At 58.7% G+C, this 25,821-nt stretch carries 26 protein-coding genes and 2 pseudogenes; 22 read left to right on the plus strand and 6 right to left on the minus strand.

The annotated features are described in order from the left end of the window. Positions 1-39: 39 nt before the first annotated feature. The 9 genes and pseudogenes from rimP (at position 40) to RF819_RS14450 (ending at position 10,477) form a co-directional block, all read left to right on the plus strand. On the plus strand, positions 40-675 hold the full coding sequence (rimP, locus tag RF819_RS14415) for a ribosome maturation factor RimP (RefSeq protein ID WP_078366963.1): 636 nt from the start codon (positions 40-42) through the stop codon (positions 673-675). Between the two features lie 17 nt (positions 676-692). Then, complete coding sequence (nusA, locus tag RF819_RS14420) at positions 693-2,192, plus strand: transcription termination factor NusA (RefSeq protein WP_078365617.1); 1,500 nt, start codon at positions 693-695, stop codon at positions 2,190-2,192. 79 nt (positions 2,193-2,271) lie between these two features. Beyond that, positions 2,272-2,572, plus strand: a pseudogene (locus tag RF819_RS22050) (translation initiation factor IF-2 associated domain-containing protein); the annotation flags it as partial. Between the two features lie 68 nt (positions 2,573-2,640). Beyond that, a pseudogene (gene infB / locus RF819_RS14425) lies at positions 2,641-5,199 on the plus strand (translation initiation factor IF-2); the annotation flags it as partial. Positions 5,200-5,217: 18 nt separating this feature from the next. Further along, positions 5,218-5,586: a 30S ribosome-binding factor RbfA gene (gene rbfA / locus RF819_RS14430; protein WP_078365619.1), complete on the plus strand. Its 369-nt coding sequence runs from the start codon at positions 5,218-5,220 to the stop codon at positions 5,584-5,586. A gap of 6 nt (positions 5,587-5,592) precedes the next feature. Then, the gene (truB, locus tag RF819_RS14435) at positions 5,593-6,540 is read left to right on the plus strand and encodes a tRNA pseudouridine(55) synthase TruB (protein WP_078365621.1); all 948 of its coding nucleotides are present in this window, start codon (positions 5,593-5,595) and stop codon (positions 6,538-6,540) included. A gap of 11 nt (positions 6,541-6,551) precedes the next feature. Continuing rightward, a complete protein-coding gene (typA, locus tag RF819_RS14440) occupies positions 6,552-8,384 on the plus strand; it encodes a translational GTPase TypA (RefSeq protein ID WP_078365622.1) in 1,833 nt (610 codons plus the stop codon). Positions 8,385-8,498: 114 nt separating this feature from the next. Then, the gene (locus RF819_RS14445) at positions 8,499-9,374 is read left to right on the plus strand and encodes a DMT family transporter (protein WP_078365623.1); all 876 of its coding nucleotides are present in this window, start codon (positions 8,499-8,501) and stop codon (positions 9,372-9,374) included. Continuing rightward, positions 9,371-10,477, plus strand: coding sequence for an enoyl-CoA hydratase/isomerase family protein (locus RF819_RS14450; RefSeq protein WP_078365624.1), 1,107 nt, complete (start codon positions 9,371-9,373; stop codon positions 10,475-10,477). Before RF819_RS14445 ends, RF819_RS14450 begins: the two co-directional genes overlap by 4 nt. Positions 10,478-10,484: 7 nt before the next feature. Here the strand turns inward: RF819_RS14450 and RF819_RS14455 are convergent, their stop codons facing one another. The 3 genes from RF819_RS14455 to smpB form a co-directional block, all read right to left on the minus strand. Beyond that, positions 10,485-10,910, minus strand: a complete 426-nt coding sequence (locus RF819_RS14455; protein WP_078365625.1) for an organic hydroperoxide resistance protein — start codon at positions 10,908-10,910, stop codon at positions 10,485-10,487. 142 nt (positions 10,911-11,052) lie between these two features. Then, a complete protein-coding gene (locus RF819_RS14460; RefSeq protein WP_078365626.1) occupies positions 11,053-11,520 on the minus strand; it encodes a MarR family winged helix-turn-helix transcriptional regulator in 468 nt (155 codons plus the stop codon). Positions 11,521-11,648: 128 nt separating this feature from the next. Further along, on the minus strand, positions 11,649-12,122 hold the full coding sequence (smpB, locus tag RF819_RS14465) for an SsrA-binding protein SmpB (protein ID WP_078365627.1): 474 nt from the start codon (positions 12,120-12,122) through the stop codon (positions 11,649-11,651). Positions 12,123-12,190: 68 nt separating this feature from the next. On the opposite strand from smpB, the gene RF819_RS14470 reads away from it, so the two are divergent. Both RF819_RS14470 and RF819_RS14475 read left to right on the plus strand, forming a co-directional pair. Beyond that, positions 12,191-12,628 (plus strand): type II toxin-antitoxin system RatA family toxin, encoded by a 438-nt coding sequence (locus RF819_RS14470; RefSeq protein WP_078365628.1) that lies wholly within the window; start codon positions 12,191-12,193, stop codon positions 12,626-12,628. Between the two features lie 4 nt (positions 12,629-12,632). Continuing rightward, positions 12,633-12,965, plus strand: a complete 333-nt coding sequence (locus RF819_RS14475) for an RnfH family protein (protein ID WP_078365629.1) — start codon at positions 12,633-12,635, stop codon at positions 12,963-12,965. Between the two features lie 24 nt (positions 12,966-12,989). On the opposite strand, the gene RF819_RS14480 is transcribed toward RF819_RS14475, so the two are convergent. After that, positions 12,990-13,505 carry a DUF4124 domain-containing protein gene (locus RF819_RS14480; RefSeq protein ID WP_078365631.1) on the minus strand — a complete coding sequence of 172 codons (516 nt, stop codon included), beginning with the start codon at positions 13,503-13,505 and terminating at the stop codon, positions 12,990-12,992. Between the two features lie 155 nt (positions 13,506-13,660). Between RF819_RS14480 and guaB the strand changes: the two genes are divergently transcribed. The 11 genes from guaB (at position 13,661) to RF819_RS14530 (ending at position 24,133) form a co-directional block, all read left to right on the plus strand. Continuing rightward, positions 13,661-15,130, plus strand: a complete 1,470-nt coding sequence (gene guaB / locus RF819_RS14485) for an IMP dehydrogenase (RefSeq protein WP_078365632.1) — start codon at positions 13,661-13,663, stop codon at positions 15,128-15,130. 129 nt (positions 15,131-15,259) lie between these two features. Further along, positions 15,260-16,876 carry a glutamine-hydrolyzing GMP synthase gene (gene guaA, locus RF819_RS14490; RefSeq protein WP_078365633.1) on the plus strand — a complete coding sequence of 539 codons (1,617 nt, stop codon included), beginning with the start codon at positions 15,260-15,262 and terminating at the stop codon, positions 16,874-16,876. A gap of 59 nt (positions 16,877-16,935) precedes the next feature. Beyond that, positions 16,936-17,571 carry an FMN-binding negative transcriptional regulator gene (locus RF819_RS14495; RefSeq protein ID WP_078365635.1) on the plus strand — a complete coding sequence of 212 codons (636 nt, stop codon included), beginning with the start codon at positions 16,936-16,938 and terminating at the stop codon, positions 17,569-17,571. Positions 17,572-17,644: 73 nt separating this feature from the next. Further along, entirely contained in the window at positions 17,645-18,715 is a 1,071-nt protein-coding gene (tadA, locus tag RF819_RS14500; protein WP_078365636.1) for a tRNA adenosine(34) deaminase TadA, read from the plus strand. Continuing rightward, positions 18,712-19,671 (plus strand): LD-carboxypeptidase, encoded by a 960-nt coding sequence (locus RF819_RS14505; RefSeq protein ID WP_078365637.1) that lies wholly within the window; start codon positions 18,712-18,714, stop codon positions 19,669-19,671. Before tadA ends, RF819_RS14505 begins: the two co-directional genes overlap by 4 nt. Before the next feature lie 53 nt (positions 19,672-19,724). Then, positions 19,725-20,639 carry an adenylate/guanylate cyclase domain-containing protein gene (locus tag RF819_RS14510; protein ID WP_078365638.1) on the plus strand — a complete coding sequence of 305 codons (915 nt, stop codon included), beginning with the start codon at positions 19,725-19,727 and terminating at the stop codon, positions 20,637-20,639. A 115-nt stretch (positions 20,640-20,754) separates the two neighbouring features. Next, entirely contained in the window at positions 20,755-21,603 is an 849-nt protein-coding gene (locus tag RF819_RS14515) for a ParB N-terminal domain-containing protein (RefSeq protein ID WP_078366964.1), read from the plus strand. Between the two features lie 231 nt (positions 21,604-21,834). Then, positions 21,835-22,293 carry a VC1465 family Xer recombination activation factor gene (locus RF819_RS14520; protein WP_078365639.1) on the plus strand — a complete coding sequence of 153 codons (459 nt, stop codon included), beginning with the start codon at positions 21,835-21,837 and terminating at the stop codon, positions 22,291-22,293. Positions 22,294-22,412: 119 nt separating this feature from the next. Then, positions 22,413-22,640, plus strand: coding sequence for a hypothetical protein (locus RF819_RS21095; protein ID WP_143541721.1), 228 nt, complete (start codon positions 22,413-22,415; stop codon positions 22,638-22,640). Between the two features lie 336 nt (positions 22,641-22,976). After that, positions 22,977-23,549, plus strand: a complete 573-nt coding sequence (locus tag RF819_RS14525) for a VC1465 family Xer recombination activation factor (RefSeq protein WP_078365641.1) — start codon at positions 22,977-22,979, stop codon at positions 23,547-23,549. 344 nt (positions 23,550-23,893) lie between these two features. Next, entirely contained in the window at positions 23,894-24,133 is a 240-nt protein-coding gene (locus RF819_RS14530) for a hypothetical protein (RefSeq protein ID WP_078365642.1), read from the plus strand. A 206-nt stretch (positions 24,134-24,339) separates the two neighbouring features. On the opposite strand, the gene RF819_RS14535 is transcribed toward RF819_RS14530, so the two are convergent. Together RF819_RS14535 and RF819_RS14540 are read right to left on the minus strand one after the other, a co-directional pair. Next, on the minus strand, positions 24,340-25,020 hold the full coding sequence (locus RF819_RS14535) for an ankyrin repeat domain-containing protein (RefSeq protein WP_078365643.1): 681 nt from the start codon (positions 25,018-25,020) through the stop codon (positions 24,340-24,342). Further along, on the minus strand, positions 25,017-25,814 hold the full coding sequence (locus RF819_RS14540) for a TatD family hydrolase (protein WP_078365644.1): 798 nt from the start codon (positions 25,812-25,814) through the stop codon (positions 25,017-25,019). Before RF819_RS14540 ends, RF819_RS14535 begins: the two co-directional genes overlap by 4 nt. Positions 25,815-25,821: the final 7 nt, after the last annotated feature.

Raw genomic sequence — 25,821 nt, forward strand, 5'->3', positions numbered from 1 at the left:
ATTGTTTTTGGGTGCATTGCGGCTTTATCTGGGGTTTTGGTGGCGCTAAAAGAAATCGTTGAACAAACTGTCATTGGCTTGGGTTATGACCTGGTGGAGATTGACCGCTCTGCCGGTGGTTTGCTGCGCGTCACGATCGATTTGCCCTGGGTGCCGCCGGTTGATGGTGTGACTGCTTCAGAGCAGTTCGTCACGGTGGAAGATTGTGAAAAAGTCACCCGCCAACTGCAGTTTGCGCTGGAGGTGGATGCCATTGAGTACAAGCGGTTGGAGGTCTCCTCGCCGGGGATTGATCGGCCGCTGCGGCATCAGCAGGATTTTGAGCGTTTTGTGGGGCAGGTGATCGACATCACCCTCAAGGTGCCCTTGGGTGTGGCTGCTGCTGGACAGGTGAGTGCCAATCGCAAAAAATTTCGGGGTGTGCTGGAGTTGGCTGAGCAAATGCCGGGTGCCGAAGCGCCGGGTTTGGGGTGCTGGCAGATTGTCTGGCGTGATGAGCCCGAGGTGAAGCCGGGAGCCAAAGTCAGCAAAAAGCGGCCATTGGCGCCGCTGCAAGCTCTGGGTTTTACGCTGGATGAGTTGCGGGATGCCCGTTTGGCGCCCATCGTCAGCTTCAAGGGCCGAGGACACGCTGGTGGTGCTGGGGTTGGTGGCGAAGAATTTGAATCGAATTGAAACAGGAGACTCATGGCATGAATCGCGAAATGTTAATGTTGGTGGACGCCATTTCACGTGAGAAAAACGTGGAGCGTGACGTGGTGTTTGGCGCGGTTGAGGCGGCGCTGGCCCAGGCCACAAAGAAGCTTTACGCGGGTGACGTGGATATTCGTGTGTCCCTGAATCGTGATACCGGTGTCTATGAGACCTTCCGGCGCTGGCACGTGGTGCCTGATGAGGCAGGTTTGCAATTGCCTGACCAGGAAATTCTGCTGTTTGAGGCGCTTGAGCAGATTCCTGACATCGAGGTGGATGAGTACATTGAAGAGACCATCGAGTCGGTGCCGATTGGCCGCATTGGCGCGATGGCTGCCAAGCAGGTCATTCTGCAAAAAATCCGTGATGCCGAGCGCGAAATGTTGCTCAACGACTTCATGTCGCGTGGTGACAAGATTTTTGTGGGCACGGTCAAACGCATGGACAAGGGCGACCTGATTGTGGAATCGGGTCGAGTGGAAGGCCGTTTGCGACGTGGCGAGATGATCCCCAAGGAAAACTTCCGTACTGGCGACCGTGTGCGCGCCATGATCATGGAAGTGGATCTGACCCTGCGCGGTGCGCCCATTGTGCTGTCGCGTTCGGCGCCTGAGTTCATGGTTGAACTGTTCCGCAACGAAGTGCCTGAGATTGAGCAGGGCCTGCTGGAGATCAAATCCTGCGCCCGTGACGCTGGTTCACGCGCCAAGATTGCGGTGCTCTCGCATGACAAACGTGTGGATCCCATTGGCACCTGTGTGGGTGTGCGTGGTACCCGTGTCAATGGTGTGACCAATGAGCTCGCTGGTGAACGTGTGGACATCGTGCTGTGGAGTGAAGACCCGGCCCAGTTTGTGATTGGTGCCCTGGCGCCTGCCAATGTGACCAGCATCGTGGTGGACGAAGAGCGTCACGCCATGGATGTGGTGGTGGACGAAGAAAACCTGGCGATTGCCATTGGTCGGGGTGGTCAGAACGTGCGCTTGGCGTCCGAGTTGACCGGCTGGAAGATCAACATCCTCGACGCCGCTGAGTCGGCTGAAAAGCAAGCCCATGAAGTGGACGCTAGCCGTGCATTGTTCATGGAAAAGCTCGATGTGGACGAGGAAATTGCCGACTTGCTGATTGCCGAAGGTTTCATCAGCCTGGAACAGGTGGCTTATGTGCCGCTTGAAGAAATGCTGGAAATTGAGAGCTTTGACGAAGACACCGTCAACGAGTTGCGTACCCGCGCCAAAGATGCTTTGTTGACGATGGAAATCGCCAACGAGGAAAATGTCGAGAAGGTGGCAACCGAGCTGGCTGATCTGGAAGGGCTCTCTGCGGAACACATCAGCAAGCTGGCCGACAATGGCATCCATACGCTGGATGACTTTGCCGACCTGGCGGTCGATGAACTCACTGACATCACGGGGCAATCTGAAGAGGCTGCGACCGCGATGATTATGAAAGCACGCGCGCACTGGTTCTCCGGTGATGCAGCGTCTCAAGCGTCTTGAATCATGAATACAAAGTTTCAGTAAAGGCTGGCTGCCGCCCTTCGGGTGGCTTCAGCCGAAACTAAAGGTTACCCCACAAATGTCCAGTATGACCGTCGCCGAGTTCGCAAACGAACTCAAAAAATCTCCCGACACCTTGCTCGAGCAACTGAAGTCGGCTGGCGTGGCTAAAGCAGCCCCGACTGACACCCTCACAGAGGCTGACAAACAACGCCTGTTGGGGTTTCTTCAAACCGCCCACGGGACAGCATCGGCTGAGCGCAAAAAGATTACCCTGGTCAAAAAATCGACCACCGAAATCAAGCAAGCTGATGCCACCGGCAAGGCGCGCACCATCCAGGTGGAGGTGCGCAAGAAGCGGACCTTTGTGCGTCGTGACGAGCCACTGGAGACGACGGGAGTCGCTGCGCCACGTGAGGAACAAGACGACACACCGGACAACACCGAACCATTGATTGACCAGGCCGAATTGGCCCGCCGCGAAGAAGAGGCACGCCGTCAGGCAGAACTGATTCGCCGCCAGGAAGAAGAGCTGGCAGAACGCCGCCGTCAACGTGAGGCGCAGGAAGCTGCTGCCCGTGAAGCGGCTGAAAAGGCAGCAGCACAAGCTGCTCTGGAACTGGCTGCGCGTCAGAAGGCGCAGGCTGAACAGGCCGCCAAGGCGGCTGCGCCCACGGCAACACCTGTTGAGGCCGCCAATGCGCAGTCCAAAGCTGTGGCCGTTGAAAAAGCCGCTGCCGAACAACACTTGCAAGCCCAGGCTCAGGCCAAAGAAAAGGCCGCTGCCGAGTCGCAGACCCGCGCTGCCGAAGAGGCCGCGCGTGCTGTTGATCTGAACGAACGTCGTCGCAAGGCCGAAGCCGAGGCCGCTGCCATCCGTTTGATGATGTCGCAGCCTGGCAAGAAACTGCCACCCAAAAAGGAAGAACCACCCAAGCCTGCGCCCGAAGCGGCCAAAGCCGGTATCAAAGGTACCCTGCACAAACCTGCGGGCAGCCCTGCGGCCAAACCCGCCACACCGGCTGCGCCAGGCGCAGCTGCTGCTGGTGCAGGCAAAGAAGTGAAGTCGGCCAAGCTCTCAAGCAGCTGGGCTGGCGATCCGGCCAAGAAAAAAGGCATCCCGACCCGTGGAGACACCGGTGCTGGCGCCGGGCGCAGCAGCAACTGGCGCGGAGGTCCACGTGGCCGCCGTGGTAGCAATGACCGCGACCGTGATGATCACCAGAACCAGGCAGCGCCCGTTGAAGCACGCGTGCTCGAAGTGCATGTGCCTGAAACCATCACCGTGGCCGAGTTGGCGCACAAGATGGCGGTCAAGGCCTCAGAGGTGATCAAACACCTGATGAAGCTGGGTCAGATGGTCACCATCAATCAGCCGCTGGATCAGGACACCGCGATGATCGTGGTCGAAGAAATGGGCCACAAAGCCATTGTGGCGGCGCTGGATGATCCGGAAGCCTTCACCGATGATGAAGTCTCCCTGCAACAAGCCGAGTCCCTGCCGCGTGCACCCGTGGTGACCGTCATGGGCCACGTTGACCACGGCAAGACCTCCTTGCTGGATTACATCCGCCGCACCAAGGTCGCCTCGGGTGAAGCCGGTGGCATCACCCAGCACATTGGTGCCTACCATGTGCAAACCGCCCGCGGTGTGGTGTCCTTCCTCGATACCCCGGGTCACGAGGCGTTTACCGCCATGCGTGCCCGTGGTGCACAGGCTACCGACATCGTGATTCTGGTGGTGGCTGCGGACGACGGTGTCATGCCGCAAACCAAGGAAGCCATCAAACACGCCAAAGCCGCAGGTGTGCCGATTGTGGTGGCGATCACCAAGGCCGATAAACCCGATGCCAACCCGGAACGTGTCAAAAACGAGCTGGTGGTGGAAGATGTGATCCCCGAAGATTTTGGTGGTAGTTCGCCGTTTGTGGCGGTCTCGTCCAAAACCGGCATGGGCATTGACGAGTTGCTGGAACAAGTGCTGTTGCAAGCCGAAGTGCTGGAGCTCAAGGCCCCGGTGGATGCCATGGCCAAGGGCCTGGTCATCGAAGCGCAGTTGGACAAGGGCCGCGGCCCGGTGGCCACTGTGTTGGTGCAAAGCGGTACGCTCAAAACCGGCGATGTGGTGTTGGCTGGCCAGACCTTTGGCCGCGTGCGGGCCATGCTGGACGAAAACGGCAAAACCATCAAGACGGCCGGTCCGTCGATCCCGGTTGAAATCCAGGGTCTGACCGAAGTGCCTCAAGCGGGTGATGAATTCATGGTGTTGTCGGACGAGCGCCGTGCCCGTGAAATTGCCACCTACCGTGCTGGCAAGTTCCGCCACACCAAACTGGCCAAACAACAAGCCGCCAAGCTGGAGAACATGTTCTCTGACATGACAGCTGGTGAGGTCAAGATGGTGCCGATCATCGTCAAGGCCGACGTACAAGGTTCGCAGGAAGCTTTGGCGCAGTCGCTGCTCAAGCTCTCCACCGACGAAATCAAGGTGCAGCTGGTGTACGCCGCTGTGGGTGGCATCAGCGAGTCCGACGTCAATCTGGCAATTGCGGCCAAGGCCGTCATCATCGGGTTCAACACACGTGCTGACGCCGGTGCGCGCAAGTTGGCCGAGAACAACGGCGTCGACATCCGTTACTACGACATCATTTACGACGCCGTGGACGACCTGAAACTGGCCATGTCGGGCATGCTGACACCGGACAAGAAGGAAGAAATCATTGGTACCGCCGAAATTCGCCAGATTTTCAAGGTCTCCAAGATTGGTTCCATCGCGGGTTGTATGGTTACCTCCGGTATTGTTCGCCGCAGCGCGCGTTTGCGCCTGTTGCGTCAGAACACGGTCATTTACACCGGCGAACTCGAATCGCTCAAGCGTTTCAAGGACGATGCCAAGGAAGTGCGCGAAGGCTTCGATTGCGGCTTGAACATCAAGAACTACAACGACATCCAAGAGGGTGACGTGCTGGAGTTCTTTGAGATCCGCGAAGTGGCGCGTACGCTGTAAAACTGACAAGAGATCAACGTGCGTCAAAAAGCAGCTGCTCCCAACCGCGCCTTCAAGGTGGCCGACCAGATCCAGCGGGATCTGACCGAACTGATCGCGCGCGAGTTGAAAGACCCACGTGTGGGCATGGTGACCTTGCAAGGTGTTGAGGTCACGCCCGACTACGCCCACGCCAAGGTGTTTTTCAGCCTGCTGGCAGGCGATGTGAAGGCATGTACCGAGGGTTTGAACCAGGCGGCGGGCTTTCTGCGTGCCGGTCTGTTCAAACGCCTGCATATCCACACGGTGCCCACGCTGCACTTTGTTTATGACCAGACCCCTGAGCGTGCTGCGGACATGAACGCGCTGATTGCGCGCGCGGTGGCTTCCCGGGTCAAGGACGACTGAGCTCATATGAATGCGCCACGAGCACGGGTTGCCAGGCGCCCCGTGCATGGGGTGCTGCTGCTGGACAAGCCATTGGGCTGGTCCAGCAACGATATTTTGCAGAAGGTGAAATGGCTGTTGCGCGCCGAAAAGGCGGGCCACACCGGCACGCTGGACCCTTTGGCCAGCGGGGTGTTGCCCCTGTGTTTTGGTGCAGCCACCAAGTTCAGCCAATTACAGCTGGATGCGGACAAGACCTATGAAGCGGTGATGTGCCTGGGTGTCAAAACCAGCACGGCCGATGCGGAAGGGGATGTGATCGAAACCCGACCTGTGGCGGTGTCGCCAGAGGATGTGGTGCGGGTCGCGGCGCAGTTCACCGGCCCCATCAGCCAGGTGCCGCCGATGCACAGTGCGTTAAAGAAAGATGGCAAGGCGCTGTACGAGTATGCCCGCGCCGGGATCGAGATTGAACGGGCGCCGCGCCAGGTGCAGATTTATAAGCTAAATATGGCTCTAGCCCTTTCAGATAAAGGGCAGAGTGCTATTAATCTGGAAGTGAAGTGCAGCAAAGGCACCTATATCCGGACCCTCGGTGAAGATCTGGGTGAGGCCCTGGGTTGTGGTGCCCATCTGAGCGCCTTGCGCCGGGTGGCAACCGGTGGCTACACCTCTGCCCAGTGTGTCACGCTGGCGGCGCTGGAGGCCATGCCAGAAGAGGATCGCCTGAAATGCCTGCTGCCGGTGTCGTCCTTGTTGCCGGATCACACCGTGGTCATGTTGGACGACGAGAATGCGGCCAGATTTTTGAGTGGATTGCGGCGTCGGGGCTCTTGGCCGGATGCAGCGCAGGTGGCGGTTTATGCAGAAAATGGCCAGGTGTTGCTGGGGACAGCACAGGTGGTGGCCGGTGAATTGATCCCCGGGCGCTTGTTGAGCCCGATTGAAATTGAACAGATGACTCAAGCTATTTAAGAAAGTGAACCATGGCTCATAAACAAATCCGAAACATTGCGATCATCGCCCACGTTGACCATGGCAAAACCACCATGGTTGACCAGTTGCTGCGCCAAAGCGGCACCTTTGCCGAGCACGAGAAAGTGGTCGACACGGTGATGGACAACAACGCGATTGAAAAAGAGCGTGGTATCACGATTCTGGCCAAGAACTGCGCGGTGACCTGGCAAGGCACCCACATCAACATCGTTGACACCCCCGGACACGCCGACTTCGGTGGTGAAGTAGAACGTGCGCTCTCGATGGTGGACGGTGTGGTGCTGCTGATTGACGCGCAAGAGGGCCCGATGCCCCAGACTCGTTTTGTGACCAAAAAGGCGCTGGCCTTGGGTTTGAAGCCGATTCTGGTGGTCAACAAGGTCGACAAACCCGGTTCGCGCCCTGACTTTGTGGTCAACGCCGCATTTGATCTGTTCGACAAACTCGGTGCCACCGATGAACAGCTGGATTTCCCGGTGGTGTACGCCTCGGGCATCAACGGCTGGTCGTCGTTGGAAGAGGGCGGTCAAGGTGAGCAGTGGGGTCCCGACATGTCGGCCCTGTTCGACACCATCTTGAAACACGTGCCGCACCAGCTGGGTGATCCCAATGCCCCGCTGCAATTGCAAATCTCCGCACTGGACTATTCGACCTTTGTCGGTCGCATTGGTGTGGGCCGCATCAGCCAGGGCACACTGCGTCCGATGATGGATGTGGTGGTCATGGAAGGCCCGGACGGCAAGGCCGTTAAAGGCCGTGTCAACCAGGTGTTGACCTTCCAGGGTCTGGAGCGGGTACAGACCAGCGACGCCGGTCCCGGCGAGATTGTGCTGATCAACGGCCTGCCGGAAATCGGTATTGGTGTCACCATCACCGACCCGGCCAACCCGGCACCGCTGCCGATGTTGAAGGTCGATGAACCCACGTTGACCATGAACTTCTGCGTCAACACCAGCCCCTTGGCTGGCCGCGAAGGCAAATACGTCACCAGCCGCCAGATCTGGGACCGCCTGCAAAAAGAACTGCAGCACAACGTGGCCCTGCGCGTGAACGAGACCGACGAAGAAGGTATCTTCGAAGTCATGGGTCGGGGCGAATTGCACCTGACCATCTTGCTGGAAAACATGCGCCGTGAAGGCTACGAAATGGCTGTGAGCAAGCCACGCGTGGTCTTCAAGACCATCAACGGCGAAAAACACGAGCCGATCGAGCTGGTCACTGCCGACATCGAAGAGCAGCACCAGGGTGGTGTGATGCAGGCCCTGGGTGAGCGCAAGGGTGAACTCTTCAACATGGACCCGGACGGTCGTGGCCGCGTTCGTCTGGAATACCGCATCCCGGCACGCGGCTTGATCGGTTTCACCAACGAGTTCCTGAACTTGACCCGTGGTACCGGCCTGATCTCCAATATTTTTGACTGCTACGAGCCGCACAAGGGTGACATTGGCGGCCGCAAGAACGGTGTGCTGATCTCGATGGACGACGGTGAAATCTTCACCTACGCGCTGGGCAAGCTCGACGATCGTGGCCGCATGTTTGTGCGCGCCAATGACCCGGTCTACGAAGGCATGATTGTGGGTATCCACAACCGTGACAACGACCTGGTGGTGAACGCAACCCGCACCAAGCAGCTGACCAACTTCCGCGTCTCTGGCAAGGAAGACGCGATCAAGATCACACCACCGATTGAACTCACGCTGGAATACGGCGTGGAATTCATCGAGGACGACGAGTTGGTGGAAATCACGCCGAAGTCGATCCGTCTGCGCAAGCGTTACCTCAAGGAACACGAACGCAAAAGGGCCGGCCGCGACGGCCAATAAAACTGGTCACCCCACGCTGACCCCTGGTGTACAGGGGTGACCCTGGATGGCCGTGTTTGACGGCCTGAGGGGGCAAGCTGTCGAGGTGCAGCGTGGTGGGCAACACACTTTGCCATGAAACTCAGCCACAACCGGGCCGTTTTGTTGATGGTGGCGGTGACCCTGATGTGGTCTATCGCCGGTGTGGTCACACGCCATCTGGAGCACGCCCAGAAATTTGAAGTCACTTTCTGGCGCAGCCTGTTCACAGCGCTGTGCCTGCTGCTGCTGCTGCCCCTGCTGCAAGGGCGTGTTGTGTTTGCACGCATGCGCCATGGCGGTACCGCACTGTGGGTGTCGGGCCTTTGCTGGTGCGGCATGTTCACCTTCTTCATGCTGGCCATCATGCTGACCACGGTGGCCAATGTGCTGGTGACGATGTCGCTGACACCGCTGCTGACCGCGCTGGCCGCGCGTCTGTTCATCGGGCACCGCATCCCGGCGCGTACCTGGTTGGCCATTGCTGTGGCGGGTTTTGGCATTGCCTACATGTACGCCAGCCAGTTGGGGCAGGGCATGAGCCTGGCGGGCACGCTGGTGGCGCTGTGTGTGCCGATCTCGGGTGCGGCCAACTGGACCGTCACCCAACATTCCCACGCCCAGGGGCATGATGTGGACCTGATTCCTGCGGTGCTGATTGGCGCGACGTTGTCGGCGCTGATCACGCTGCCGCTGGCTTGGCCGTTTCAGGCCTCGGCCCATGACCTGGGTTTGCTGGCCGGGCTCGGGCTGGTGCAACTGGCGATCCCGTGTACGCTGGCGGTGGTCTGCACCAAGGTGTTAAAAGCCCCTGAGGTGGCGCTGCTGGGTTTGCTGGAAGTGATTTTTGGCATCTTGCTGGCCTGGTTTGGCGCGGGCGAGGTGCCAGGGCATGATGTGTTTGTCGGCGGCGCACTGGTGATTGGGGCCCTGGTGGCCAATGAAATCGTGGCTTGGCGGGGCAGGGCATGAGTGCGCTTGCCAGCGAGGTTCTGGCAGAAGTGCGTGGCCAGGTGGGGTTCATCACACTGAACCGCCCCGCCGCACTCAATGCCTTGACGTTGCAGATGATCCGAGACTTGACCGTCTGCCTGCTGGCCTGGCGCGACAACCATCAGGTGCAAGGCGTGGCGATTCGCGGCAGCAACAAAGCAGGGCCGTTCGGCGCTTTTTGTGCGGGCGGTGACATTCGCTTTTTTTACCAGGCGCTGTTGTCGGGCGACCCCAGTCCTGAGGATTTTTTCACCGAGGAATACACCCTCAACCACCTGATCCACACCTACCCCAAGCCCTACATCGCGTTCATGGACGGTGTGGTCATGGGTGGTGGCATGGGCATAAGCCAAGGCGCATCACACCGTCTGGTGACCCCGCGTACAAAAATGGCCATGCCCGAGACCAGCATTGGCCTGTTTCCGGATGTAGCAGGCGGCTATTTCTTGAGCCGTTGTCCTGGGCATGTGGGGGAATGGCTGGCCCTCACCGGCAACACGCTGACAGCGGACGAGGCCGTGGCGCTGGGCTTGGCCGACCAAAATATTGGGGAGGCGCAACAGGCCGATGTTTGGCACGCGTTGGCCCAGCTTGAGTCGCTGGATCATGCGAGCCTGGATGCTTTGATAGCTACATATTCAGTAGCTGTTAGCCCTTTTGATACAAGGGCTAGAGACCAAATTGACCAATATTTCGGCAAAGCGTCCGTGCTGAGCATCGTGCAAGCGCTGGAGGCTGACCCTGGCGACTGGGCACAACACACATCCCAGCAGTTGCGCCAGCGCTCACCCTTGATGCTGCATGTGACGCTGGAACAGATCCGCCGGGCCCGTCAGATGGCGCTGGCTGATGAATTGCGCATGGAGCGCGACATGGTGCGCCATTGTTTCTTCCCGGCGCACCTGGGCCGCTCTGCCGCCCAGACCGAGACCGCCGAGGGCGTTCGCGCTCTGGTGATTGACAAAGACAAGCAGCCCAAGTGGCATCCCGCGCGCATTGAAGATGTCACGCCTGAAATGGTGCAGCCTTTTTTTGACAGCCCCTGGGCGCGACACAGCCATCCGCTGCGAGATTTGACCTGAGATCGGCTCAGGCCAGGGTCAGACGAACGTCGATATTGCCGCGCGTTGCGTTGGAGTAAGGGCAAACAATGTGGGCTTTGTCAACCAGCGCCTGGGCGGCGTCGCGCGCCATACCTGGCAATGAAATCTTCAGGTCAACCTCGATACCAAAACCGTTGGGAATCGCCCCAATACCAACGCTGCTCTCGATCGACACATCGGCGGGCAGGGCAATCTTGTCACGCGCGGCGACGAACTTGATGGCACCGATAAAACACGCGCTGTAGCCTGCAGCAAACAACTGTTCAGGATTGGCGCCTTCACCACCCGCACCACCCAACTCTTTGGGTGTGGTCAGTTTGAGATCCAGCTTGGCATCAGGAACAACGGTTCGGCCATCACGGCCTCCGGTGGATGTGGCATGTGCGCGATAGAGAACTTGTGCGATGGACATGGTGAAACTCCAGTAAAAATTTAGCAACTCGGCGACTTTTGGGTCTGTTGATGCGCCACGTCAACAGAAATAGATTGCTATTAAATAGCGTGCTATATACAAACTTCAAAAACTCTGTTCTTTGATGCAGTGCTCACTGTGATCATGCATTTTTGAACAGCCTTTTTCGCAAAATCAGCAAACTGTCGCGCAGGGCGATCAGTTCATCAGGGGTGCTTTCAGTGGCACAGAACACACCCAAAGCCATTGTTTTGGCGGGCTCCTGGAGCTCACGACCTTTGGACGTCAGGCTGATGATCACCTGGCGTTCGTCGGCTTTGGCACGAACCCGTTGCAACAGTTCCTGCTTTTCCATGCGTTTGAGCAACGGTGTCAAGGTCGCCGAATCCAGGAAAAGGCGCTCACCAATTTCGGAGACCGTCATGGCATCACGCTCCCACAACACCATCAGTACAAGGTACTGCGGATAGGTGATACCCAAGGGTTGCAAGGACTTGCGGTAGACCTTGTTCATCCCCAACATCGTCGAATACAAGGCAAAACACAACTGCTCACTCAGAAGCAGCGACGGCTCAGGCTGAATTGGTAAAGGCGGTGTATGTGAAGGCATGGCTGAATTATACATAGCGTACGATTTATTTGCAAGCGACTTCATCAAAATAATGAAAATGAACACCGCTGATCCAACAGCAGATCTTCGATGGCTCAGCGACGGTTAAAACCATCGCTCACCCGCGTTCAGCGCTGGCGTGACTTCATGGCGCGTTCCACTTCGCGCTTGCCTTCGCGGTCCTTGATGGTGTCGCGCTTGTCGTGCTCGGCCTTGCCCTTGGCCAGTGCCACTTCACACTTGATCTTGCCCGCTTTCCAGTGCAGGTTGATCGGCACCAGGGTGTAGCCTTTTTGCTCGACCTTGCCAATCAGGCGTTTGATCTCTTCCCGGTGCATCAGCAGTTTGCGGGTGCGCTGTTTGTCCGGCGTGATGTGGGTGGATGCGGTGCCCAAAGGCTGGATCTGCAGGCCGATGATGAACAACTCACCATTGCGGATGACGACATAGCCGTCGGTCAGTTGCACCTTGCCTTCACGCAGGGATTTGACCTCCCAGCCTTCGAGCACGATGCCGGCTTCAAAGCGTTCCTCAAAAAAGTAATTGAATGCCGCTTTTTTGTTGTCAGCAATGCGGGTTGCGGTGTCGGGTTTTTTGGCCATGGGGGAGAGCTTGAGTGGGAATGAATGCGAACCAGGCTTGACTACAATCCCGCGCAAAGCTCCATTCTATGAAAACTGTCAAAAAGTCCGTTTTAATTTGGTACAGCCCTGCAGAAATGTACCGACTGGTGGTGGATGTGGACGCCTACCCCCAATTCTTACCCTGGTGTGACAAGGCCCGGGTGGTCAACCACGAAGAAAACGGCATGCTGGCCGAAATTGGTATCGCGTTTGGTGGCATTCACCAAACCTTCACCACCAGAAACACCCATGTCGTGGACCGGCAGGTGATCATCAAACTGGTCAACGGCCCTTTTTCCAAACTGGAAGGTGACTGGAACTTTGTGCCGCTGGGCGTGGATCAACGTGCCTGCCGAGTGGAGCTGGTCTTGCAGTACGGTTTTGACAGCACCCTGGGCAAACTCATCAGTCCGGTGTTTGACAAGATTGCCAGCAACATGGTCGACGCCTTCATCAACCGTGCCAAACAGGTCTACGGCGAGTGAGTCAGTGATACGGGTGTGTGTCGTGTATGCGCCAGCGGCGCGTGAAGTCCACGAAGTGGCTCTGAGCTTGGCTGAAGCCAGTTGTGTGGGCGATGCCTTGCAGCTCAGTGGCCTGCTTCAGAGTTTTCCCGAGCTGAACCCCCACAAGATACGGATGGGGGTCTGGGGTCGCCAGGTAGGTTTAACACACACACTCTGTGATCAGGACCGCGTGGAGATCTACCGTCCGCTTCGGGTGGATCCCAAAGTGGCGCGTCGTGAACGTTTTGTGAAGCAGGGGGCACGCGCCGCGGGCCTGTTTGTCAAAAAACGCCCTGGCGCCAAAGCGGGTTATTAAATCCAGTGCTGTTGCGCTGCCAGATCACTTGCAATCGGCATCAATGATGGCCTGAATACGTTTGGACTCAGCCGCCCGGGTGGCATCGTCGATGATCTCGCGTTCACCCTGTTTGTTGACATGTGCGATGCGCACGCCTGAGTCGTAACTGGTCTTGGCCTGTTTGGCGCGGGTGCAGTTCTCAGCCTTGGCTTTGGCCAGTTTGTCTTCTTCGGCCTTGCGTTTGGCTGCTTCTTCCTGCTCGGCTTTTTTCTTCTTGTCAGCCAGCTCTTTGTCGACACCGCTGATTTTGGGTGCGCTGCTGGTGGCAGCTGCTGGCGCGCCAGCGGTGGCCTCCGGACTGTCCTGGTTGGCCAGTGTTGGCGCGACCCGCGCTCCGCCGGGGCGTTTTAGGATGTTTTTGTCGGGGATGCTGGGTGGTGGTGCGCGGTCGCTGAACACCTTGCGGCCATCCGTGTCCAGCCATTGCCATTGCGCCATGGCCGCTGTGGAAAGCAACAGGGCTGCAACAACTGTGAAAGAGCGGATCAATGGGTTCATGGGGCGCAAGTTTATGCCACTCGGTCTTGGGCGCTGTGTTTTCGTGCGGTTTTGTCGCAACAGTGTCGTCTTGGACAGGGCTGCACACGTTGCTCGTGTGGCGGGGGACTCCTACTGATCAGGCCAGATACAATTGACGATTTGGAGCTTAAACCATGCGCCTGATTGGCAAAGCGCTCACCTTCGACGATGTTTTGTTGGTGCCTGCGTACTCCCAAGTCCTTCCCAAGGACACCTCGCTTTCCACCCTGTTTACCCGCAATATCGCTTTGAACCTGCCCCTGGTGTCGGCCGCCATGGACACGGTGACCGAGTCGCGCCTGGCGATTGCCATCGCGCAAGAAGGCGGCATCGGTGTGGTGCACAAAAACATGACCGCTCAGCAACAGGCTGCCAAGGTGTCCAAGGTCAAGCGTTACGAGTCCGGCGTGTTGCGCGATCCGGTGGTAATCACACCTGAACACACGGTGCGCCAGGTGATGGCTCTGTCTGAACAACTGGGTGTGTCGGGTTTCCCGGTGATCGATGGCGGCAAGGTGGCGGGCATTGTCACCGGGCGTGACCTGCGCTTTGAGACACGATATGACCTGCCGGTCAGCCACATCATGACACCGCGTGACAAGCTGGTCACCGTGCCCGACGGCACCACGCTGGCCCAGGCCAAGGTGCTGCTGAACCAGCACAAGATCGAGCGTTTGCTGGTGGTCAATGATGCGTTTGAGCTCAAGGGTCTGATCACCGTCAAGGACATCACCAAACAGACCAGCTTTCCGAATGCCGCCCGTGACGCGCATGGCAAACTGCGTGTGGCAGCCGCTGTGGGCGTGGGTGAGGGCACCGAAGAACGCGTGGAGCTGCTGGCCCGCGCCGGCGTGGACGCGATTGTGGTGGACACTGCACACGGCCACAGCAAAGGCGTGATTGACCGGGTGCGCTGGGTCAAACAGAATTTTCCGCAAGTCGAAGTGATCGGCGGCAACATCGCCACCGGTGCTGCGGCATTGGCCTTGGTTGAGGCTGGTGCGGATGCAGTCAAGGTCGGCATTGGTCCCGGCTCCATCTGCACCACACGCATTGTGGCGGGTGTGGGTGTGCCACAAATCATGGCCATCGACAGTGTGGCTACCGCGCTCAAAGGCACCGGTGTGCCCCTGATTGCCGACGGTGGCATCCGTTTCAGCGGTGATATAGCCAAAGCCATCGCGGCCGGCGCTGGCACGGTGATGATGGGGGGCATGTTTGCCGGTACCGAAGAAGCACCTGGTGAAGTGATCCTGTTCCAAGGCCGCAGCTACAAGAGCTACCGTGGCATGGGTTCGATTGGCGCCATGCAACAGGGCAGTGCTGACCGTTATTTCCAGGAGTCCAGCAGCGGCAACCCCAATGCCGACAAGCTGGTGCCCGAAGGCATTGAAGGCCGCGTGCCGTACAAGGGCTCGATGGTCGCCATCGTGTTCCAGATGGCCGGTGGCTTGCGTGCCAGCATGGGTTACTGTGGCTGTGCCACCATCGAAGAGATGCAGAACAAGGCCGAGTTTGTCGAAATCACCTCAGCCGGTATCCGCGAAAGCCATGTGCACGATGTGCAGATCACCAAAGAAGCGCCTAACTACAGGGCGGACTAGGCACACCCCCAGGCTGCGCGCACTTCGTGTCGCTGCGCCACCCCCCTTGCAGGGGGCAACACCAGTTGCCCGGCGAAGCCGGTTCCACGGTGTTTCTGGCTACTGTCAACCATTTTCCGGAGCTATTGAATGCATCAAAAAATTCTCATCCTTGACTTCGGCTCTCAAGTCACCCAGCTGATTGCGCGGCGCATCCGTGAAGCGCATGTGTTTTGTGAGGTCCACCCGTGTGATGTGAGTGACGAGTGGATTCGTGACTATGCGCGCGACGGCAGCCTCAAAGGCATCATCCTGTCGGGCAGCCACGCCAGCATCTACGAAGAAACCACCGACAAGGCACCCCAAGTGGTGTTTGAGTTGGGCTTGCCAGTGCTGGGCATTTGTTATGGCATGCAAGCCATGGCACACCAGCTCGGTGGTGTGGTGACCAGTGGTCACCAGCGCGAGTTTGGCCACGCCGATGTGCGGGCTCATGGCCACACCGCTTTGCTGAGCGGCATTCAGGACTACAGAACCCCCATGGGGCACGGCATGTTGCAGGTCTGGATGAGCCATGGCGACAAGGTCACCGAACTGCCTCCTGGCTTCAAGCTGATGGCCAGCACCGACAGCTGCCCGATCGCTGGCATGGCCGACGAGGAACGACGTTTTTACGCGGTGCAATTCCACCCCGAAGTCACCCACACCAAACGTGGCGCGGCGATTCTGGAGCGTTTTGTGCTGGACATCTGCGGCACACGTGCCGACTGGATCATGGGTGACTACATCAGCGAAGCGGTCGAGAAAATCCGCGCCCAGGTCGGTGACGAGGAAGTCATTCTGGGCCTGTCCGGCGGTGTTGATTCTTCGGTGGCTGCTGCCCTGATCCACCGCGCCATTGGTGACCAGCTCACCTGCGTGTTTGTCGATCACGGCTTGCTGCGCCTGAACGAAGGCGACATGGTGATGGACATGTTTGTTGGCAAGTTACACGCCAAAGTGGTGCGTGTAGACGCTGCCGACCAGTTCCTGGGCCATCTGGCCGGGGTCAGCGAGCCGGAAGCCAAACGCAAGATCATTGGCCGTGAGTTTGTAGAGGTTTTTAAGGCGCAAGCCCTTGCACTAAAAGCATCAGATGCTTCAAAAAAAGGAGCAAAGTGGTTGGCCCAAGGCACCATTTATCCGGATGTGATCGAGTCCGGTGGCGCCAAGAACAAGAAGGCCGTGGTGATCAAGAGCCACCACAACGTGGGTGGCCTGCCCGAGCAACTGGGTCTGAAGCTGCTGGAGCCCCTGCGCGAGTTGTTCAAGGACGAGGTGCGCGAACTCGGTGTGGCGCTGGGCCTGCCCTACAACATGGTCTACCGCCATCCGTTCCCCGGCCCGGGCCTGGGTGTGCGGATTCTGGGCGAGGTCAAAAAAGAATATGCCGACCTGTTGCGCCGCGCCGATGCGATCTTCATCGAAGAGTTACACAACTTTGTGGATGAGGCCACCGGCAAAACTTGGTACCAGCTCACCAGTCAGGCCTTCACCGTGTTCTTACCGGTGAAAAGCGTCGGTGTCATGGGTGACGGCCGCACCTATGACTATGTGGTGGCGCTGCGTGCGGTGCAAACCAGCGACTTCATGACCGCCGACTGGGCCGAGTTGCCCTACGCGCTGCTCAAAAAGGTGTCCAGCCGCATCATCAACGAAGTGCGTGGCATCAACCGCGTCACCTACGATGTGAGCAGCAAGCCACCGGCCACCATCGAGTGGGAATAAGCAGCCTGGCCTAGTGCATGTGGCGTGTTGCGGCGGGGGTGAGCTGCAATAATCGCCGCATGTATGTGCCACCGCAGTTCGCTTCCACCGACCCCTCGCATGCCAGCGAGCTGATCCGCAGCTACCCGTTCGCCAGCCTGATTTCGGTGGATGACAAGGGCCTGCCTTACATCACGCCGCTGCCGCTGCATTTGCTTGAAGAGGAGGGGCGTTGGCTGTTGCTCGGCCATTGCGCCAGACCCAACCCGCACTGGCGTTACCTGCAGGCACGCCCTCAAGCGGTGGTCAGCTTCATGGGGCCACAGGCCTACATGAGCCCGAGTGTCTACCCGGACCTCGCACGGGTGCCCACTTGGAGTTATCTGACCGTGCAGTGCACCGTTCAGGCGCGACTGATCGAGCACTTTGATGACAAGGACCGCTTGCTCAAACACCTGATCCATGAACACGACCCCGCTTACGCGCAGCAATGGCGCGGCTTGGGTGAGGACTTCCAGCACAAGATGATGGCAGGCATGGTGGCGTTTGAGCTGGAGGTGCTGGATTGGCAATGCAAGCTCAAACTCAACCAACACCGGCCTGAATCACACCAGGCACTCTACAGCACCTATGCCGCAGGCACGGCAGACCAGCGTGTGCTGGCGGACTGGATGGTGCGTCTGGGGCTGGTGGGTGCGATCCGGGAGGAAGCCTGATGCCTTGCATGCCCCTCTTTGGCGCGGGTGGACGCCGCCTATCCCTTGCGCCGTGATAACACCTGGATCAAACGTGTCTGAGACAGCCGACATGGCCTGGATGGAGGCTGCGCTGGCCCAGGCACAGGCAGCCGGGGCTGCGGGTGAAGTGCCGGTGGGTGCGGTGGTGGTGCGTGACGGCCACATCATCGGTGTGGGGCGCAATGCCCCGATCGCGTCGCACGACCCCACAGCCCATGCCGAGATCGCCGCCCTGCGTGCGGCCGCACAACACCTGGGCAATTACCGACTCGATGACTGTGAGTTATTTGTCACGCTGGAGCCTTGCACCATGTGCGCGGGTGCCATGTTGCACGCCCGCCTCAAGCGGGTGGTGTTTGGTGCCCCCGACCCCAAAACCGGTGCAGCGGGCTCGGTCAGCAATGTGTTCGCGCAGCCACAGCTCAACCACCACACCCAGGTTCAGGGCGGTGTGCTGCAGGAGGCGTGTGCCAGGTTGTTGCAAGATTTTTTCAAACACCAGCGATCCCGTCAGCAATTACAAGCGGCTCAGGCGGGCAGGGCCTTGCGTGAGGATGCCTTGCGCACGCCAGAGCGTTGTTTTGCCTCACTGGCGGCCTGTCCTGCCCCGTCGTTCTATCTCAGCGACCTGCCCAGTCTGGCGGGCTTGCGCTTGCATTTTCTGGACACGGGCGCTGCTCAGGCCAGTGGTAACCAGCTGTGCCTGCACGGGGTGCAGGAATGGAGTTACGCCTGGTGCAGCCACATTCAACAAGCCTCTGCTGCCGCGCAACGTGTCATCTGCCCGGACCTGATTGGTTTTGGCAAGAGTGATAAACCCAAAAAGAAAGCTTTTCACACCCTGGGTTGGCACGCCCAGGTGCTGTTGGAGTTGATCCAACGGCTGGGTCTGACTACCGTGCAGTTGGTGGTGGCCGAGTCGGCCTTGCCGCTGGCGCACAAACTCCAGATGATGGCGCCCCAGAGTGTGGCTGGCATCGTGGTCGCACAAACCGATGCACTCGGAAACGAGGCTTTGTACGCACCTTATCCAGATAAAGGCCATCTCGCCGGTCCACAGGCGTTTTCTTCGCTGAAAATCCTGCCAAGCCCATGTGGGTCGAGCCCAAGCCACTCCGTATGAAAAAACACATCTATATTTACTCTCCCTCTGGCGCTGTGCGCGACAAGGCGGCCTTCAAACGCGGCATCAAGCGGCTGCAAAGCCTGGGCCACGAGGTGGAGGTGGATGAGTCCGCCCTGGCCAGCCACCAGCGTTTTGCGGGCGACGATGCCACCCGCCTGGCCGCCATCCACCGTGCCGCAGACAGCGGTGCCGACGTGGCGCTGATGTCTCGTGGTGGTTACGGCTTGACGCGCCTGCTGCCCGATATCCGCTACAAAAAGATTGCCAAAGCCATCGACAAAGGCATGCAGTTTGTCGGCATCAGCGACTTCACCGCGTTTCAGAGCGCGGTGCTGGCCAAAACCGGCGCTGTCACCTGGGCCGGCCCGGCACTCGGTGAGGGTTTCGGCGCGCAGGACGGGCCAGACGACATCATGGAAGCCTGTTTTGACGACCTGTTGTGTGGCCAAGGGGAGGGCACCGGCTGGCGTCAGCTGCGTCAAGAGCCTCAGTCTGATGCAGAAATGGTAGCTATCAGCCCTGATTCCAAAAGGGCTGGAGGCACATTTGACATAGAAGAAGGTATATTGTGGGGTGGCAATCTGACGATGCTGGCATCCTTGCTGGGCACGCCTTATTTTCCCAAGGTCAAAGGCGGCATCCTGTTTCTGGAGGATGTGGCCGAGCACCCCTACCGCATAGAACGCCTGTTGGCCCAACTGCTGTATGCGGGTGTGTTGAAGCGCCAAAAAGCCATTCTGCTCGGCCAGTTCACCGATTTCAAGCTCACCTCACATGACCGGGGTTTCAAGCTCGCCAGTGTGGTGCAGTGGCTGTCGCAGCAGGTGAGTTGCCCGATCCTGACCAACTTGCCGTATGGGCATGTCCAGACCAAGGTGCTGTTGCCGGTGGGCGCCAAAGCCGATCTGAGTGCCGATGGGCGTGATGTGCTGCTGGTGTGGGGCCATGTTTGATCGGTCATGCACATGACCTAAACTCTCTGCCTAGCCACCGGAATTCAACAGGTATGAGTGTCCAATCCACCGTCGTTTTTGCTGACCTGTTTGGTAGCACAGGCGTTTTCGAGGCCTTGGGTAACGCCAAGGCCACCGAATTGGTCACCCAGGCCACCGCGTGGGTGGCGCAGCGCTGCAGCGCCCAGGGGGGCAGGGTTGTCAAGTTTCTGGGTGATGGTGTGTTGATCATTTTCACCGACAGCACCAAGGCCGTGCTGGCGGTGATGGACCTGCAGCGCTCCTACCAGCAGTTGCTGGGTCGTATGCCACCCAAAGCCTACATGCCGCTGCGTATTGGTGTGGCCCGTGGTGGTGTGGAAATTGTGGACGACGACTGTTACGGCGACGCTGTCAACATTGCTGCGCGCTTGAGTGAGCTGACCGGTCCTCACCAGATCTGGGTCAACAGTGACGCCATCGAAGACGGTTTTGATGTGCCAGACGAGCGTTTTCGCATGCTCGGGCCCATCCACATCCGTGGTCGGGCCGAGTCCTGCAAGGTGTACCAGGTCGAGTGGCAAGAGAACCAGGGCTCGGAGTTGTTGACCATTGCCGCCGGTGAGGCCTTGTCCAGCCGCTTTGCTGGCCGGGATGCTCTGGGTGCGCACATCGAGTTGTTCTGGCTCGACAAAAAGAGGGTGTTCAACGCCTTTGACCTGCCGATCCACATCGGCCGAACCCACCAGGTCGAGTTTGTCGTGAGTGATGCTCGTGTGTCCCGCACCCATGCACGCCTGGACTGGCGCAATGGCAATGTGGTGCTGGTGGACCTCAGTTCTTACGGCTGCTGGATCCGGTTTGCCGGTGGTGGTGCCGACCTGTTGCTACGCCGCGAGGAGTGCGTCCTGCATGGCCGTGGTGAAGTGGCCTTGGGAACGCCGTTCAGCGACCCCAGCGCGCCGGTGCTTGGTTTTCTGGTGATCTGAGGGCGCCAACGCCCGGGTGTTTGCCGGGTTTGTGCAAACGGCCCCAAACGCAGCGGGCACTGCCTACAATGCGCGCCCCTTATCCAACAAAGAACCTGGCCCAGACGCCCCACCCATGAACATCATCGTCAACGAAGAACTCAAAGCCTATATCGACCCCTTGACCCCGGAGGAATACACCTCGCTGGAGCGCAGCATTCTGGCCGAAGGCTGCCGGGATGCCCTGGTGCTGTGGGGTGAGGTGCTGGTGGACGGCCACAACCGCTATGCCATCTGCCAGGCGCATGGCCTGCCGTTTCAGACCATCCAAAACACACTGTTCAAAAGCATGGAAGACGTCCATCTTTGGATGATTGACCAGCATCTGGGGCGGCGCAGTGTGTCTGACTTCCAGCGTGGTGTTCTGGCACTGCGCAAACGCGAGATCATTGCGGAGCGACGTGCACGCACCCAAGCCCCCGCACCAGCAACGGCTGATGCGGATGACACCAGCAGCCCACCTTGGGATGACACAGGATCTGCACCGGAGCTCGCAACGGTGCCACCCCTGGCCAGCCGGGACGACATCGCCAAAGCGGCGCGCCTGAGCAGCAACCAGGTGGTATTGATCGAAAAAATCCGCAACCAAGCCACACCTGAGGTGGTGGCAGCACTGAAATCCGGCGCCATCTCCCTCAATGCGGCGGCTGCCGTGGCTAGTTTGCCTGCGCAAGAACAGGTAGCGGCAGCGGTTGGCGGTGCCGATGAACTCAAACAGGCCGCCAAACGCGTGCGCGAAGCCAAGCGCCCACCACGCGCGGTTTCTGCCGATGCAACGGATCAGTCAGAGGGAACAGCACATGACGCAATCCCAGGCGACGACGTGCCAGCGCTAAAAAAGCGCATCGCCCAGTTGGAGAAAGAAAACGATGCCTTGCGCAAGCAGGTGCTGAACCTGCTGGAAAAAAGCAGTCGCAGCGCTTGATGGGTCGGAGCTCAGTCAGCTGGAAACACCTGGGACGGCTCAAGGGTTTGCGCCAAAGAGTCGCTGGCGAGCTTTGAACAGGGTGGCCAAGAGTTTGTCTTCAGTCAAAGCCTGCCGACAACCCTCGGCGGGCTTTGTTTACAAAATTAGAAGCACTCATTCATAACTTAACATAATGCACATCGTATCTACTACGATGCCAAGAAGGTAGGCCCCCGTAACGCCCAGAAAATGCGCGCCACGCTGGGGGAACGCTTCAAAATCCTGCTGCTCGATGCGGGTCTAACCCCCGAAGACGCCGGGAAAATCCTTCACGTCACACCCCGGGCCATCAGGTACTGGATTTCCGGCAAGGTGCTGGTGCCGTATGCGGCTTACAAGCTCATCCGCATCATGCGGCTTTTTGAGCTGCCGTGTGATGGCTGGGACGGCTGGCACATGCACTCCGGTCGGCTGTGGTCACCTGAGGGGTTCAGCTTCCAACCCCACGATGCCAACTGGTGGCATCTGCTGGTGCGTCGGGCTGATGGCTTTGGTCGTCAGTACACGCGAGCCCAACAACTCAACATTGCTTTGCAGCGGCTCCAGGGGCCGGCTGACGTGTCGGGGACGCCGTCCGGGGTTGCGCTAGCGTCCCCGGGCGGGGGCGCCGCCACGTCACCGACCGCCGTAGGCGGGCGGGCGGCGTAGCCGACCGGCCTATATTTATCTATACAACACTTTGGCACACACACACACACCAGCGATTTAAGGCTTTGGCGCTATTTTAACGATAGCAAATCCTCAAACCCCTCTAAAAATTCCACAATATGAAAAACAAAAACCCCTCAAAACCCGTCACTCAGGACCTGCCTGATGTCGATGAAGACGATGGCTTCTTTGAAGTCGGGGATGCTGACTTTGATGAACCTCGCCGCTTGCCAGACCCTGCCGGGTCGTCCCTGCTGCATCAGCTGATGGGCCGTTACGCCGTCCTGCAGGTCAAGCCTGTACCAAAACGGGGCCGGGGTAGACCACGCAAGGTGGTCAAGCCATGAGCCGCCTCAACCGGATAGCCGCCGTCCTGGTGCGCTGGGTCTATCCAGCCGACCGCCCTAGCCTGCTGCCCTTCCCCGTACGCCATGCAGCCTCGAATACGGCCCTCTGGTGCCTCGTGAGGGTCTACTGGCTAGGGAGGTGGCTTGAAAGGGGTATCGGGGCGGTACGCCCTGATAAAAGCGAAGCGAAACGGTTTTGAAGGGGGTAACGAATGCTGAAACAAATCTTTCGAAGAAAGTTTGTCCAAGACGCGGGTGTTATGTGGACAACTCACGGGACAGTATCTCGTCGCCCTGAAAAACAGTATCTGTTTATACTCAAATGAAAGGATTTCCGTGAATATCTCTCAAACAGAACATGCACATCGTATCTACTACGATGCCAAGAATGTAGGCCCCAAGCGCGCCAAACAAATGCGCGCCACGCTGGGTGAGCGCTTCAAAATCCTGCTGGCTGATGCTGGCCTGACACCTGAGCAAGCCGGGAAAGAATTGCACGTCACACCCAGGACGATCAGGTACTGGATTTCCGGCAAGGTGCTGGTGCCATACGCCGCCTTCCGGCTGATCCGCATCCTGCGCATGTACGAGCTGCCGCAGCCCGGCTGGGACGGATGGCGCATGCACTCCGGTTGGCTGTGGTCGCCTGAGGGCTTCAGCTTCAAGCCTGATGACGCCAATTGGTGGTACCTGCTGGTGCGCCGGGCTGAAGGTTTCACGCGCCAATACAACCGAGCCAATGAGCTTCAACGCGCCCTCCAGCGTGGCGCGGATGGCGTGGTGGCGCAGCCGGTTGCGACCAGCAACGCGGACGCGGCCGGCTGCGCCGCCACGTCACCGACCGCCGCAGGCGGGCGGGCGGCGCAGCCGCCCCGCCTAGATTTATCTTTAGAACACTTTGGCACATAAATAAAACGCAGAGGCCCTGATCGTGGCCTTCTCCATTGGGAAAACCGCCATCAGGTCAACTTCAAAAAGCATAGCAAGTCACCTCAAAAAACATAGCAAGGATTCCACATCATGAAACTAATCAGAGTCAGGACCCTCCCCCATGGCACCCTCGGGGGGTCGTCACCTCTCCAAACTATCCGTCTTGAGAAGGACGCATCTGGAGAGTTTGTGGCCAGTCGTGCCCCAACGCTGCTTGAAAAGCTGCTCGCTCGGCCAGCTGGCCAGACCCTCCCCGCGCCAAAACGGGGCAGGGGCAGGCCACGCAAAACCGACCTAGCGGGTTCTGTAAAGGCGGGCAAGCAATGAGCGCCCTCCTTCGGGCCGTCGATGTCCTCAATGATCGACTGATTGCAGCTGCGTCCATTGGTGACGCCTTTGACCTCGCAGGCGGCGAAACACCTCCGGCATGGGTGCATGTCTATCAAAGCCAAGTAGAGGCCATCAGAGAGGCTTCTGAGTCCCTGGAAACCCTGGTACGGGGTATCGGGGTCGTAGACCCTGATAAAGCGAAGCGTAGCGGTATTGAGGGGGTGGAACTGTGAAACAAATCTCACGCAGTGAGTTTGTCCATGGCGCGGGTGTTATGTGGACAACTCACGGGACAGTATCTCGTCGCCCTGAAAAACAATTTCTCTATATACTCAATTGAAAGGATTTCCGTGAATATCTCGAAAACTCCCTGTGCACATCGTATCTACTAGAAGGTAAGAAAAGCTAACCCCGATATCAGGCGCAAGACCTGCGGCAATCACCAGGTTCCCTTGGATTGACTGCGGCGCACGAAGTTTGAGAGCAACTGTGCCGAATCTGTGCGGTTGGCCTGGGTGGCGAAGTCCAGTGCGCTCAAGCCAAGCTCGTTGACCAATGACGGGTCTGCGCCAGCCTCCAGCAGCAACTTGACGGCCTCCGGCGTGCCGTAACGTGCGGCCATCATCAGCGGTGTGCTGCCATTGGGTGAGCCTGCATCGATGTATGCGTTTTCTTCAAGCAACAGGTTCATCACCTCCAGATGCCCATGGGTGGCGGCGTAATGCAAGGGTGTCCAGCCGGTTTTGTTGACGTCGGCATCCTTCTCGATCAGCATCCGGCACATCCGCACATCGCCTGCCAGGGCTGCGAGCATCAGCGGGCTCTCGTCGGCGGCATTGCGCACTTCGACCTTGGTGCTGGGCCAACGGATCAGCGCCTCGGCCACCTTCAATGACTCCGCCTGGATGGCCAGAATCAGGCCAGGCTGACCTTTGGGGTCTACTGTGTTGGGGTCGAACCCTCTTTGCAGCAAGGCCGTGATGGTCCCCACGTCGTTTTGCCTGACGGCGGTAAAAAAGTCGTCGTAAGAACCAGCTTGAACTGATGAAAATCCAATAAAAACAATTAAATAAAAGATGTTTCTAAAGCAATTTCTGATGTTTGAAATGTGGGTATTCATGTCGTTATCACCCCGTTAAAGAGTTGCTCGAAGTTCCGGCTGGTCAGTCTGGCGATCTCGTCCGTGGTGACACCACACACCTGTGCCAGCTGCTGCGCCACATACGGCACATAAGACGGGTTGTTGGTTTTACCGCGGTACGGCACGGGGGCCAGATAGGGGCTGTCGGTCTCGATCAACAAACGGTCCAGTGGCACCTTGGCTGCCACGTCACGGATGCTCTGGGCACTCTTGAACGTCAGGATGCCTGAAAACGAGATGTAAAAACCCAGGTCGAGCGCCGCCTTGGCCACGACCCAGTCCTCGGTAAAACAGTGAAACACACCACCGGCACAGCCCGCCGAGCCGTCTTCGCCCTCCTCTCGCAGGATGGCCAGCGTGTCATCGGAGGAGCTGCGTGTGTGGATGACCAGGGGTTTGTGCAACTGGCGAGCGGCGCAGATGTGCAGACGAAAGCGTTCACGTTGCCAGTGCATGTCGGCCAGCGTGCGACCGTTCAGTCGGTAGTAGTCCAGCCCGGTTTCCCCGATACCCACCACGCGCGGCAAGCTGCCCAAGCGGATCAGGTCGTCCAGAGAGGGCTCCTGAACACCTTCGTTGTCCGGATGCACACCCACGGTTGCCCATAGGTTTTTGTGTTGCAGCGCCAGTTGGTGCAAGTTCGCAAACTCTTCGAGTGTGGTGCTGATACACAGCGCCCGCGTCACCTGGGCCTGTGACATGGCGTCCAAGATGGCGGGCAGGTTCGACACCAGCTCGGGGAAATTCAAATGGCAATGGGAATCCGTGAACATGCGTCTG

It is taken from the genome of Rhodoferax fermentans (assembly GCF_002017865.1).
In the GTDB taxonomy this organism is placed as follows: domain Bacteria; phylum Pseudomonadota; class Gammaproteobacteria; order Burkholderiales; family Burkholderiaceae_C; genus Rhodoferax; species Rhodoferax fermentans.